Here is a 12,539-nt window from a genome sequence, read left to right as displayed (position 1 = left end):
TCAGCGCTGCGCTCGGCATGTGGTCGCCGCTGCGTCCTGGCCGGCGTTTCTGGGATTTGCGGTAGCGTGGGGCGTCTCTGCCTTGAGCGGGATCGCGTCGTTGCCCGTGCGCCACGCACCCGACGGCATTCGGTGAGTGGCAGGGTGGGGCGCTTCGGCTTTCAACCACTCCCCTTCATGATGTCCGATTCCCAGAAGCGTACACAGCGACTGGAACGCATCTTTTCGCCCCTCCCCCCTCAAGGGGGAGGCTCGGACTCGGAGAGCTGCGCAGCAGAGGGGGTGAACGGGCAGGGCGTCCCGGATAGGCCTAACGCCACTTTCCTGCCACCCTTTCGTCAAACGATCCGACCCAACACCACCCACCCATTCCCCGCACCCTCACACCCCGTCGCCCTTCCGCCCCTCCCCGACCAGCCGCAGCCGCCACGCCGCCACCGCCGCTGTCAGGGCGGCCAGCAGCGTCAGCCCGAAGGCGAGGGTGAACGCGCCCTGCAGGGGCTGCACGCGGGCGATCAGGGCTCCGGCGAAACCGGCAGACAGGGCGACCATCAGGGTCTCGATGTTCGCCAGCTGCCCGGACAGGCGTCCGGCCCCGTCGGCGGGCACGCTGTCCAGGGCGTTCAGGCTGATGCCGTTGTAGCCGATGCCCATGCCCAGGCAGCCCAGGATCTGCCCGATATACACGCACCACAGCGGCACTGCGCCCAGGGTGCTCAGGGTGGTGAGGGTCAGGCCCACCACCACACAGGCCAGGGCCACGCGGATCGTCCGGGTACGGTACACGCTCCCCCAGCGCCGTTCGATCTGGGCCTGGATCCACGAGCCCGCAGTCCACGTCGCCCCGCCGACACTGAGCACCAGCCCCGCGCCGCTCAGGCTCAGGCCGCGCAGGTCGTGCAGGGCCAGCGGCAGGAAGGTGCCAGAACCCATGAAGGCGAAGCCCAGCAGGCCGCGCAGCGCCAGCAATCTCGGCAGCCCCGGCGCGAGGCGCTCCATGCCCGCCGGGAACAGCGGCCGCATGGCGAGCAGCAGCCCGACCAGCCCCGCCGCCGCGACAACCAGCGAGACAGCGTCGGCGCGGCGCAGACCCTCGATCAGGGCCCCCGCGCCCACCAGCAGGCCCAGGGCGGGCCACAGTTGCCCCCGAGCCCCGGCCGGGGCGATCAGCGCGGCCCCACCCCCCCGCCGGGCCAGCAGCGGCAGCACACACAGCGGCGCGGCCAGCAGCAGCACCGGCACCAGCCCCCAGAACACCGGCCGCCACGAGAAGTGATCCGCGATCACGCTGGCGATCAGCGGCCCCACCAGCACCGGCAGCAGCCACGCACTGGACATGGCCGCCAGCATGCGCGGCCGGGCAGTCTCGGGGTAGCGGGTGGTGATGACCGCCCACGGCAGCGCGGCCAGCCCGCCCGCCCCCAGGCCCTGAACCACCCGGGCCAGCACGAACATCGGCATGGAGGTGGCCACACCGCCCAGCAGCAGGCCCACTGCGAACAGCACCAGTGACACCACCGTGCCCGGCGCCAGCCCACGCCGGTCGGCCACCACGCCGCTGGCCACGGCACCGAACAGGCTGGCGAGCAGGAACGCGCTGGATGCCCACCCGAACAGCGCCAGTCCGCTCAGATCAGACGCCACGCGCGGCATGACCGTGCCGACCGCCATGGATTCGAAGGCGACGATCATCACGACCAGGATCAGCCCCACACCGAGCATGCGGGGCGGGCCGGCGTGGGCGGCCACAGGCGCAGCACTCAGGACACGGGTCATGAGTGGCATGCTGGCACACCGCCGGTGCCCGGTACTGAGCAATCCGGCCTACTCCAGCGTGTCCCGTGGGCACGTAACCCACCCCTGTCCCTGCGGTTCGGACAACGGCCGCGCCCGGACGCCCTGTGCTCCTGTGTATGCTCTGCGGAGTCCATCCCCCCTCTCCGGAGCGCCGCTCATGACCGCACGGCCTGCACGCCAGCCGACGCGCCCACCGCACCGCACCATGGGCGCTCCGGCGTCCCCGGCCTCACCCAAGGAGCCGCCATGTCCACCACTGCCGGAATCTCGACCGACCGCCTGCACGCCTGGGAAGCCCACGTGAAGGCCGCGTATCTCGACACGGGCATCCTCCCGAACGCCCTGACGCTGGTGTATCGCCGGGGCGAGATCGTCCACCAGCACGTGCAGGGCCACGCCGACGTGGAGGCGAGCCGGGCGCTGCGCCAGGACGACATCTTCCGCATCTATTCCATGACCAAGCCGATCACGAGTCTGGCGTTCATGATGCTGGTCGAGGACGGCCGGGTCGCGCTGAATGATCCGGTCAGCAGCGTGATTCCCGAGTGGGCCGGGCTGGGCGTGTGGGCGGGCGGCGAGCTGGGCAGCTTCACGACCACGCCGCCGGGCCGCCCGATGAGGATGGTGGATCTGCTGCGCCACACCGCCGGCCTGAGTTACATCATCCAGCAGGGCGGGAAGGTGGACGCCGCGTACCGCAGCCTGGGGATCGGCTCGCAGACCGATCTGGACGGCTTCATCGCCGCGCTGGCCGACGTGCCGCTGGAGTTCTCGCCCGGCGAGTCATGGCACTACTCGGCCGCCACCGATGTCCTCGGGTACCTCGTCGGGAAGATCTCGGGGCTGCCCTTCGAGGACTTCGTGCGGGAACGCATCCTGGGACCGCTGGGCATGACGGACACGGATTTCTTCGTGCCGGAGGGCAAGACCGGGCGCTTCATGCCGTGCTACGTCCTGACGCCGCAGGGCCGCGTCGTGTTCGACGCGCCGCCCAGCAGTCCGTACCTCGCGCCGCCGCACTTCGTCTCCGGCGGGGGCGGGCTGGTCTCCACGGCCGCCGACTACCTGCGCCTGTGCCGCATGTTGCTGCGCGGCGGTGAGCTGGACGGCGCGCGGATCGTCGGGCCCAAGACCCTGGAACTCATGACCCGCAACCACCTGCCCGGCGGCGCGGACATGGCGGGCATGGCCCGGACACCCATCGCCGTATCGGAATCGAGCGGAGCCGGGGTCGGCTTCGGCCTGGGCTTCGCCGTGACCCTTGACCCCGCCCGGGCGCTCCGGGCCGGGAACGCCGGGGACTACTCGTGGGGCGGCGCGGCCGGCACGTACTTCTGGATCGATCCGGTCGAGGACATGGCCGTGATCTTCATGACCCAGCTCATCCTGTCGCCGGACCGCATCCGCGACGACCTGCGCACCTTCGTGTACTCGGCCCTGACCGACAGCCCCACGCGGCCGCAGACGCGGGCCTGACCGGACGCCGAATGTAGGTGCGCCTTGACACCGTGCTTACCCTGCTCAGGCTCCCGGCTGGCACACTGATCCCTGTGGCCGCTGTCCGCTCTGGACACGGCATCACCCGGACGAGAGTTCCGCCGTACCCGGTCACGACAAGACGGCGAGACACCACAGGAGGTGTCACGTCATGGCATGGATCCTGCTCGTCCTCGCGGGGCTGCTGGAAGTCGGCTGGGCCATCGGCCTGAAATACACGGAGGGCTTCACCCGCCCCCTCCCCTCGCTCCTCACCGTGCTGAGCATGATCGGCAGCATGGCCCTGCTGGGTCTGGCGGTCAGAACCCTGCCGATCGGGACGGCCTACGGCGTGTGGGTCGGGATCGGCGCGGTGGGCGCGGCCATCCTGGGCATCGTGCTGTTCCACGAGGCCGTGACCCCGGCCCGGCTGGTCTTCCTGACCCTGATGGTCGTGGCGATCATCGGCCTGAAGGCGACGAGCGGGCACTGATCGAGGGTAAGCATGAGTTGCCGACACGACTGATGGCGGAATAGAGATCTGCTTGATGGGACGCCGTTTGCGTGACCCCCCTCCCCAACCCTCCCCCACAAGGAGGGAGCTACAAACCGATGTTTCCCCCCTGCCCCCAACCGACTGCCATCGCATGTGGCCCCATCCGCTCAGGGGCGGCCCTTCGCTCCTCCTGCTCCGTCAACGTAGGCTTATCCGCTCATGGGCGCGCACCGGAGAAGGCCGGTACGCCGCCCCACGCCAACGACAATGCCAACAGGGCCACTCACAGCGGTGTTCAGTTCCACCCTGGGGCTGAACTGACGCCCCTCACTTCCATGTCTAACCGCTGCCGTGTCAGTCACTCGCTCCGCTCGATTCAGGGGGAGTGAGGGGGTCCCTCACTCCCCCTGAACCCTGCTGTCAGCACGGCATGGCGACGACATGCCCAGCGCAGCGCGGCCCCCCTGCTCCTCTGGGGTCGGGGCAGGGGGTGCGGCAGCTACCGCAGGTGCCCACCGTTGGCACACGAGTGAACCGCTACCGGTTCAACCCAAATATCGCCATGTCCGCATCCGGCTTTCCCTGCACATATGCCGTGAGCATCCGTGCCGCCTGGGCCGAGTACGTGATGCCATTGCCACCGTATCCCAGCGCGAACAGCAGCTTCGACCCCTTCTCCTTCGGGCCGATGTACGCCAGGCCGTCCTTGGTCTCCCCGAAGGTGCCGGCCCACGCGAAGGCGACCTCCAGTTCCAGGCCGGGTAGCAGCTGCTCCAGCTTCTTCTCCAGGCGGCGCTGTTTGGCCGGCAGGGACTTCTCGCGTTTCAGGGGGCTGTTGAAGTTGTCGTCCTCGCCGCCCATGACCACCCGGCCGTCGGCGGTGGTGCGGGCGTACAGGTACGGGCGGGCGGTCTCCCAGATCAGGCAGGCTTCCGGCCAGGGCTCCGGGCCCACCGGCTCGGTTGCCAGGGCGTAGGAATTCTTCAGCTGCGCGAGCCGCCTGCCCAGAAACGTCTCGGCCTCGTAGCCGGTGGCGACGATCACATACCGTGCCCTGACCCTCGCCTTCCGGTCGGTGTGGGCGGTGAAGCCGGCGCGGCCCTCGTCGAGCCGGGTCACGACTGTACGGTCGTACACGCGCGCCCCGCGCTCCTGCGCCCGCCACAGCAGGTGCTGCGCGAGCCGGTAGGGATCGACCTCCGCGCCGTCCGGACTGAACAGGGCATTCGGGGCACTGATGCCGAAGCGGGCCTTCAGGTCGCGGTGGTCGAGCAGCTGGACGTTCAGCCCGGCGGCCTCGCGGGCGGCGCACTCGCGGGTCAGCATCCGGGCATCCTTTTTGTTGCTGGCGTAGTACAGGCTGCCGCGCTCCTTGAAGCCACAGTCGTCGGGCAGCGTGGCCGTCAGGCCCGCAATCAGGTCAATCGACTCGCGGCACAGCTGATACGCCCGCTCGGCATCACGCTGGCCGATCATGGGGATGAGATCGACGAGGTTCGTGTCGATCTCATACTGGAGCAGCGCCGTGCTGGCGCTGGTCGAACCGAACGCGGCGTCCCGCCGGTCGATGACCACCGTCTCCAGCCCGGCCGCACTCAGCGCATCGGCCAGCAGCGCCCCGGTGATCCCCGCCCCGATGACCAGCACATCGGCCCGCGTGTCCTCCGTCAGCGGCGGGTAGGTGTGCATGAGGCCATTGGTCAGAGGCCAGAAGGCCCGTCCAGAACGCAGATCCATGATCCTGACTGTACGGGCCTCATGAGAGGACTGGTGCGGGGAATGCTACAGGTTCACTGACCTGCGCCGGGCAGCTGCGGCTTCTTGCCCCGGAAGGCGTCCTTCTTCTTCACGGCCTTCAGGTTCACGACCTTGCCAGTGCGGGCACTCTCGTAGATGGCGTCCATGATCACGTGATCCTGCACGGCCTCCTCGCCGGGCGTCCACGGAGTCTTGCCGTCGCGGACGCGCTGGGCGAAGTGGTCGAACTCCAGCCCGAACTGGTCGTACGGCGGGAAGGTGGGCGTCATGGCCCCGGCCTCGTCCTGGATGGTGAGTTTCAGACCCTCGTACTTGAAGGCTGGATCCATCAGGACGCTGCCCTCGTCGCCCATCACGCGCAGGGTGTCGGTCTTGAATGCGCCGTAGCTGGTGTGGCAGTTGGCGGTCACACCGTCCGGGAAGCCGAGCATGAAGCTCACGGACTCCTCGACCTCCTTGAACCGCTTGTCGCCCTTGGGCTGGTGCAGCGTGGCGAAGACCCACTCGGGCTCCTGACCGGTCACGAAGCGCAGGGTGTTCAGCGAATAGATGCCCACGTCGGGCAGCGGGCCGCCCCCCGCGAGTTCCTTCTGGAGCCGCCACACGGTCGGGTCGTCCTCGACCTGCACGTGCATGGAGTCGAGCAGCTTCACCTTGCCCAGCTTGCCGCTCTGCACGGCGTCGCGGGCGGCCCAGTGGTGGGGGCTGTACTGGCAGCGGTACGCGGTCATGAGCAGCACGCCGGCCTTCTTGCAGGCGTCCACGATCTTCTGGGCATCCTTGGCGTCCATGCCCAGCGGCTTCTCGCTCAGGACGTGCTTGCCCATCCTGGCGGCCCGCGTGATGAAGTCGCGGTGCAGGCTGTTCGGCAGCACGATATACACGGCCTCGACGTCCTCGCGCTCGGCCAGCCGGTCGAACTCGTCGTAGGTGTAGACGTCGGCGTCGGTCAGGCCCAGCGCCTGGGCAAAGCCCTCGCCCTTGTCCTCCTCGCTGGTCACCAGGGCCGCCACATACGACTCCTGGCTGGTGCGCGCGGCCGGAATGAGTTCCTGCACACTGAGCTTGCCCAGGCCGACGATGGCGTACCCGACCCGGCGGGACTGCGGCGTGGGCGGTTTGAGCTTCGGTTTGCGCGGCATCTGTCCACGCTAAACGCGCGCAGGCCGGGAACAGGTCAGCGCGCGCTTAGGGCTTCTTGATGGTGCGCCAGCTCAGAACCAGCGGCGCCTGCGGGTCTTGCTGCCCACGGCACGGCTGGCGTGGCCCAGCAGGCCGTCGATGATCCGGTCACGCTTGCGCGCCTTCACGTATTTGCCCCGTTTGGCTGCCTGACTGCGCCGCAGGAGGTTCAGCACCTCCAGCACGATGGGCGCGTACACGAGCACCTTGCCGAATTTGCCGCTGCGTGAGGTCTTCATGCCACGGAATACGCGGCGTGGCCCAGCCGGGTTCCCGTCAGTCCGGGGTGGGATGGCTGCGGGCCGCGTGCTCCACGGCCAGGGCATCCAGCGTGGCGCCGGCCTTCAGGAGGTGACCCCGGCCGGCCAGCAGATGCGCGGCGGAGCGCGGCACCTCGCCGGCAGTCATGTGCGCGGCGGCCGTGCGGAGGTGCTGGGCCGCCACCTCCAGCTCCTGTGCGGGCAGCAGGGCGGCCGCCGCCGCCTGCGTGCGGGCATCGGTCATGCGCGGGCCTGGAGGTCGCCGGCGGGCGTATAGGTCAGCAGCAACACGCCCGAGCCGAGGTCTCTCGATTCCCTGAGGGTCAACCGCAACATGTCGCCGTCTGCGAACAGACGTTTGCCCTGGCCCAGCACCACCGGGAAAATCATCAGGCGCAGTTCGTCCACCAGACCGTGCCGCAGCAGCGTCTGAACCAGGGTGCCGCTGCCGTACACGAGGAGGGTACCGCCCTCCTGCCGCTTCAGGCCGTGCACGGCGCTGGCCACGTCGCCGCCCAGCGGGGTCGCATTCCACTCTAGGGTGCTGCGGGTGGTCGTGGCGACGTACTTCGGCAGGCTGTTCATGCGTTCGGCGAAGGCTCCGGTGGCGGTGGGCCAGTAGGCGGCGAAACCGTCGTAGGTCACGCGGCCCAGCAGCAGGGCCTCGCTGCCGAACAGTTCGTCGCGCTTGAACGGTCCGTCGTCCGGATGGTAGTCCTGCCGCCAGGGGCTGATCTCCTCGTACACGCCGTCGAGGGTCAGGAACTCGGTCACGATCACCTTCCGCATGCGCCCTCCTTGCCGGGATGTCCGTGGATACTCTACGGTGGCCCGCCACGTCCCGCGTACACGGACTGGAGCGGGCGGGGCTGACCGGCACGTGGGCCCCGCGCTAGGCTGGGGCATGACGGCAACCCAGGACACGGTCAGCAGCCTGCGCGAGCAGCTGGTGGCATGGCGGCGGCACCTGCACATGAACCCCGAGGTCGGCTTCCACGAGCACGAGACGGCGGCCTACATCGAGGCCGAACTGCGGAAGATGCCGGGGCTGACCATCTCCCGCCCGACCGCGACCAGCGTGCTCGCGGTGCTGAAGGGAGGGCAGCCGGGCCGCACCGTGCTGCTTCGGGCCGACATCGACGCGCTGCCGATCACCGAGGAGAACACCTTCGAGTTCGCCTCCCGCAACGCCGGGGTCATGCACGCCTGTGGCCACGACGGCCACACGGCGATTCTGCTGGGCACCGCGAAGTTGCTTTCTGAGCACCCGCAGGACGTGCCCGGTGAAGTCCGCATGATCTTCCAGCACGCCGAGGAGATCGGCCCCGGCGGCGCCGAGGAGCTCGTCATGGACACGCCGCTGATGGACGGGGTGGACGTCGTGACGGGCCTGCACCTGAACAGCCAGCTCCCCGCCGGGATGGTGGCGGTCAAGCCCGGCGCGTTCATGGCCGCGCCGGACACCATCGAGGTGACCATCCGGGGCCGGGGCGGCCACGGAGCGCACCCGGAAGAGGCCGTCGATCCCATCGCCGTCGGGGCACAGGTCGTGACCAACCTCCAGCACGTCGTCAGCCGGCACGTGGGCGCGCAGGACGCGCTGGTCATCAGCATCACCAAGTTCGTCAGCGGCACCACGCACAACGTGATCCCGGACACCGCCGAGCTCATGGGCACGGTGCGCACCTTCGACCCGGCCCTGCGCGAGAAGGCCCCGAAGCTGATCGAGCGCGTCGTGAACGGCGTGTGCAATGCGCATGGCGCCACCTACGACCTGAAGTATGAGTTCGGCTACCGCCCGCTGATCAATACCGACTGGGTGGCCGCGCAGCTGAAGGACATCGCGCTGGAGACCGTCGGCGAAGCCCACGTTCAGGACGCGAAACCGACCATGGGCGGCGAGGACTTCAGCGCGTATCTGGAAAAGGCACCGGGCGCGTACTTCAACGTCGGTTCCGGCAGCGACGAGTGCGACAGCCGCTGGCCGCACCACCATCCGAGATTCACCATCGACGAGACCAGCCTGGAGACCGGTGTGCGGATGCTGCACGCGGCGGCCCTGAAGCTGACCGGGCCGCCGGCGGCCGGAGCCTCAGGCGCCATCTGACGACAGCAGCCGATCGATCTCGGCCATCTGATCGGCATCCAGCGGGCCGAACTGGAGCGCACCGGCGTTCTCGCGCACCTGGGCCACCGTGCGGAAGCCGGGGATGGGCACGGTCAGCGGGCTGCGTGCCCAGATCCAGGCCAGTGCCCCCTGCGTCAGCGTGCGCCCGTCCGAGGTCAGCACCCCGCGCACGGTCTCCAGGCGGGCCAGCCACTCCGGGTTGGGCTGGCCGTCCTGAAACGGCTTCATCCACGCGGCCCCCCGGCGCCGGATGTCCGAGGGCCCGAAGGCTGCTCCCCGGGCATACGTGCCGGTCAGCAGGCCCATCCCCAGTGGCCCCCGGTTGATGCTGGCCAGCCCGGTCTCCTGGCACAGCCGCAGCATGTCCGGCGCGTCCTCGAAGATGTTCAGCCCGTGTTGCACGCTGACGCAGTGGGCACCCCGGCCGAAGCGCCGGGCACGTTCCGGGTCGTCGGTGCTCCAGCCGTAGGCGCGGATCAGGCCCTCCGCGACCAGCCGTTCGAGGGACTCCAGCACCCCGTCGACCTGTTCCAGCGGCAGATCGCCGACGTGCAACTGAAACAGGTCGATCCGGTCGGTGGCCAGCCGCCGCAGACTGGCCTCGCAGGACGCGCGGATGTCGGCGGGACTGATCTCGATGCCGCCCACCTCTTTGCGGGCCTCATCGACAGCGTAGCCGAACTTGGTGGCGATCACGGCCTCCTCGCGCCGCGTGGCCAGGGCGCGGCCCAGCACCACCTCGCTGTGACCGGCACCGTAGTTCGCGGCCGTGTCGAAGACGGTCACGCCGAGATCCAGCGCGGCCTGCACGGCGCGGATGGACTCCTGGTCGTCGACCGTGCCCCAGCCGGCCTCCTGGTCACCAAAGTGCCAGGGGCCGCCGATGGCCCAGCAGCCCAGGCCCAGGGCACTGACGGAACGTGTTCCAAGGGTGCGTGTGTGCATGATGACCTCCTGGGAGGCGCCACTCAGGCGTCCCGGATGAACGTGAGACGGTCAGGGCCGCAGCCGCCAGGCCACTTCGGTGCGGTAATCCGCCGGATCGGCGGTGTTTGTCTCGTCGAAGAGATAGACCTCGTGGGGGCCACCCAGTGGTTCACGACCCTGCTGGGTCAGCCAGTGCCACAGGGCCGTGTACGCGCCCTGCATCCCGTGGTTGCCGCCGCAGTCGCCGGTGTGCACGGTGTAGGCCACCTCGCCGCCCGGCAGTTCGGCGTGGTAGATGCCGCCCGGCCAGGCGTCCACCGGCCACCCGTCGCCCAGCGGCAGACAGACCTCGATGTCCCAGGCGTCCTCGCGCTCGTCGTGGTAGATGGCCAGGGCCGCGCCGCCACGATCCAGCAGGTGTCGGTGCCGGGCCTCCTCCAGCCGGGCCTGCGCCTGGGCGATGAGCGCGCAGGCCGAGTCCGGAGCACACCAGCCGCGCGTGCCCAGGTACCGCTGTGGGGCCACCGTCTTGGTCTGCACGGCGTAGGGCTGCGCCGGGCGGGCGATCAGGGCGTCCAGACCCTCCAGCGCCGCCTGCACCTGCTGCGCCTGGGCGTGCAGGGCGTCGCGGTGTGCGGCCAGATGCAGCCCGAGCGCCGGCGTGTTCCACACCCGCAGGGCGTCCCGGATGGCCGCCAGCGGCATGCCCAGGGCACGCAGATCGCTGATCCGGCGGGCGTCCTCCAGCTGACTCAGGCTATAGGTGTGGTAGCCGCTGCCCGGGTCGATGTGCACGGGCCTCAGCAGCCCCTGCTCGGCGTACAGTCGCAGGGCCTTGCGCGACAGACGGGAGAGCTGGGCAAAGCGGCTGCTGGGAATCAAGTCACGCACGCCGTCACCCTAAACCTGGCCCCTGGGGCCACCTCAAGGCCGGGGTCGCGCCGTACTTTCCCGCACCACCAGCCGAGTCGGCAGGGTCACATTGGTCGCTGCACGTCCGGCCAGCAGGGCCAGCAGCGTCTCGCCCACGTGGCGGCCCTTGTCGGCGGTGGGCTGCCACACGGTGCTCAGCCCTAGGGCCGCGCTGCTGGGCAGGTCGTCGTAGCCGATGATGCTCAGGTCGTCCGGCACGCTCAGCCCCAGGCGGTGGGCACCCCGCAGCGCTCCCTGCGCGATCACGTCGCTCATGCACAGCAGGGCTGTGACGGCGGGATGGGCGGTCAGCAGTTCCACGGCGCGGTGTTCTCCCTCGTCCGGGGTGTTCTGGGCGACCTCCGAGGGGTAGATCGTGGCCTGCGGGGCACCGGCCCGGTAGCCGGCCAGACGCTCAGCGCTGGTGCGGTAGCCGATCACCTGCTCGCGCGGCACGCTGACCGGGCCGCCAGGGGCGTCCGGGCCGAGTTCCAGGCACAGCACACCCACGTGCCGGTGACCGAGGGCCTGTAGGTGCGCGGCAGCCTCGCGGGCACCGCCGGCATCGTCAATCCCGATCTGCACCGCAGGTGGGTGTGGGTACTGGTCGACCAGCACGGTGGGCAGGCCGCGATCCATGACCGCCGTGAGCAGGTCGCTGCCCTCGGCGGCGCAGTACACGATGAACCCGTCCACGCTGGCGCTGCTGACCGGCGAGACGTCCTCGGGGCTGGCGAGCAGCAGCAGGTTCAGGGCGTGTTCCTGGAGGGCGTGCGCCACACTGCCCAGGAACATGGCGGCGGCCGGGTCGGCAAAGGCGTATTCCAGCGGCGCATCGTACACCACACCGATCACGCCGGTGCGGCCCCGGCGCAGGCTGCGGGCCAGGGGGTCGGGGCCCCGGTAGCCCAGGCTGCGGGCCGTGTCCAGGATGCGTTCGCGCAGTTCCCGCGACAGCTGATCCGGGCGGTTGTACGCATTGCTGACGGTCGCCACCGACACGTCGAGCGCCTGGGCGACCTCGCGCAGGGTGATCCGGCCACCGCGAGCGGCAGACGCAGCGGACGGCTTGGCGGGAGGCATACCGGAATGCTACCGTATGGCCAGTCGATCTGAAACGATTCAGACCACGCTGTTCCCTGCCCCGTACCGAGGTATCCATGACCACCGCGCCGTCCGTTTCCGTCCCTTCCACCGTGCAGGCCGAGGCTGCCCGCCGTGCAGTGGGGGCCATCTTCCTGGTCAACGGCATGGTCTTCGCGTCGTGGGCGGTAAATATTCCCAGCGTGCGCGACAGACTGGGCCTGGATGAGGCGCAGATCGGACTGGCACTGCTGGCCGCCGGGATCGGTGGGGTGCTCAGCATGAGCCTGGTCGGCCGCTGGACGACCCGCTGGGGCAGCGCCGCCGTCACGCGCGTCTCGACCATCCTGTTCCTGACCTCGCTGCTGCTGCCCATCCTGGCCGGCAACCTGTGGGGCCTGATCCTGGGTCTGGCCGTACTGGGGGCCGCCAACGGCGTGATGGACGTCGCCATGAACGCCCAGGGCGTCACGGTCGAGCGGGCGCTGGGCCGGCCGATCATCAGCCGGCTGCACGCCTA

The 12,539-nt window shown here is 69.7% G+C and carries 13 protein-coding genes and 1 riboswitch (1 of these 14 only partly in view); of the genes, 4 read left to right on the top strand and 9 right to left on the bottom strand.

Annotation, left to right across the window (positions count from 1 at the left end; all coding sequences use genetic code 11):
- Positions 1 to 381: 381 nt before the first annotated feature.
- The gene (locus U2P90_RS05165) at positions 382 to 1,776 is read right to left on the bottom strand and encodes an MFS transporter (RefSeq protein WP_322474064.1); all 1,395 of its coding nucleotides are present in this window, start codon (positions 1,774 to 1,776) and stop codon (positions 382 to 384) included.
- 267 nt (positions 1,777 to 2,043) lie between these two features.
- Here U2P90_RS05165 and U2P90_RS05160 point away from each other — a divergent pair, with 267 nt between their 5' ends.
- Entirely contained in the window at positions 2,044 to 3,273 is a 1,230-nt protein-coding gene (locus tag U2P90_RS05160) for a serine hydrolase domain-containing protein (RefSeq protein ID WP_322474063.1), read from the top strand.
- A gap of 77 nt (positions 3,274 to 3,350) precedes the next feature.
- A riboswitch (guanidine-III (ykkC-III) riboswitch) is annotated at positions 3,351 to 3,425 on the top strand.
- Positions 3,426 to 3,445: 20 nt separating this feature from the next.
- On the top strand, positions 3,446 to 3,766 hold the full coding sequence (gene sugE, locus U2P90_RS05155; RefSeq protein ID WP_295821258.1) for a quaternary ammonium compound efflux SMR transporter SugE: 321 nt from the start codon (positions 3,446 to 3,448) through the stop codon (positions 3,764 to 3,766).
- Positions 3,767 to 4,306: 540 nt separating this feature from the next.
- On the opposite strand, the gene U2P90_RS05150 is transcribed toward sugE, so the two are convergent.
- The 5 genes from U2P90_RS05150 to U2P90_RS05130 form a co-directional block, all read right to left on the bottom strand.
- Positions 4,307 to 5,506: an NAD(P)/FAD-dependent oxidoreductase gene (locus U2P90_RS05150; protein ID WP_322474062.1), complete on the bottom strand. Its 1,200-nt coding sequence runs from the start codon at positions 5,504 to 5,506 to the stop codon at positions 4,307 to 4,309.
- A 53-nt stretch (positions 5,507 to 5,559) separates the two neighbouring features.
- A complete protein-coding gene (locus tag U2P90_RS05145) occupies positions 5,560 to 6,669 on the bottom strand; it encodes a Gfo/Idh/MocA family protein (RefSeq protein WP_322474061.1) in 1,110 nt (369 codons plus the stop codon).
- A 72-nt stretch (positions 6,670 to 6,741) separates the two neighbouring features.
- A complete protein-coding gene (locus tag U2P90_RS05140) occupies positions 6,742 to 6,948 on the bottom strand; it encodes a hypothetical protein (RefSeq protein WP_295821254.1) in 207 nt (68 codons plus the stop codon).
- A gap of 37 nt (positions 6,949 to 6,985) precedes the next feature.
- The gene (locus U2P90_RS05135; protein ID WP_322474060.1) at positions 6,986 to 7,213 is read right to left on the bottom strand and encodes a hypothetical protein; all 228 of its coding nucleotides are present in this window, start codon (positions 7,211 to 7,213) and stop codon (positions 6,986 to 6,988) included.
- Complete coding sequence (locus U2P90_RS05130; protein ID WP_322474059.1) at positions 7,210 to 7,758, bottom strand: dihydrofolate reductase family protein; 549 nt, start codon at positions 7,756 to 7,758, stop codon at positions 7,210 to 7,212. Before U2P90_RS05130 ends, U2P90_RS05135 begins: the two co-directional genes overlap by 4 nt.
- Before the next feature lie 115 nt (positions 7,759 to 7,873).
- Between U2P90_RS05130 and U2P90_RS05125 the strand changes: the two genes are divergently transcribed.
- Positions 7,874 to 9,076 (top strand): M20 family metallopeptidase, encoded by a 1,203-nt coding sequence (locus tag U2P90_RS05125; protein ID WP_322474058.1) that lies wholly within the window; start codon positions 7,874 to 7,876, stop codon positions 9,074 to 9,076.
- Here the strand turns inward: U2P90_RS05125 and U2P90_RS05120 are convergent.
- From U2P90_RS05120 to U2P90_RS05110, 3 genes are read right to left on the bottom strand one after another with little or no spacing between them, the layout of a single operon-like run.
- Complete coding sequence (locus tag U2P90_RS05120; protein ID WP_322474057.1) at positions 9,062 to 10,042, bottom strand: aldo/keto reductase; 981 nt, start codon at positions 10,040 to 10,042, stop codon at positions 9,062 to 9,064. The genes U2P90_RS05125 and U2P90_RS05120 overlap by 15 nt on opposite strands.
- Before the next feature lie 51 nt (positions 10,043 to 10,093).
- Positions 10,094 to 10,915, bottom strand: a complete 822-nt coding sequence (locus U2P90_RS05115) for a MerR family transcriptional regulator (RefSeq protein ID WP_322474056.1) — start codon at positions 10,913 to 10,915, stop codon at positions 10,094 to 10,096.
- 33 nt (positions 10,916 to 10,948) lie between these two features.
- Positions 10,949 to 12,019 carry a LacI family DNA-binding transcriptional regulator gene (locus U2P90_RS05110; RefSeq protein WP_322474055.1) on the bottom strand — a complete coding sequence of 357 codons (1,071 nt, stop codon included), beginning with the start codon at positions 12,017 to 12,019 and terminating at the stop codon, positions 10,949 to 10,951.
- A gap of 77 nt (positions 12,020 to 12,096) precedes the next feature.
- On the opposite strand from U2P90_RS05110, the gene U2P90_RS05105 reads away from it, so the two are divergent.
- On the top strand, positions 12,097 to 12,539 hold the beginning of the coding sequence (locus U2P90_RS05105; RefSeq protein ID WP_322474054.1) for an MFS transporter. 790 nt of this gene lie beyond the right edge of the window; only the first 443 of its 1,233 coding nucleotides appear in the window; its start codon is at positions 12,097 to 12,099; its stop codon lies beyond the right edge, outside the window.

The organism is Deinococcus sp. AB2017081 (assembly GCF_034440735.1).
Lineage (GTDB): Bacteria > Deinococcota > Deinococci > Deinococcales > Deinococcaceae > Deinococcus > Deinococcus rufus.
This window is presented reverse-complemented; position numbering and strand designations above follow the sequence as displayed.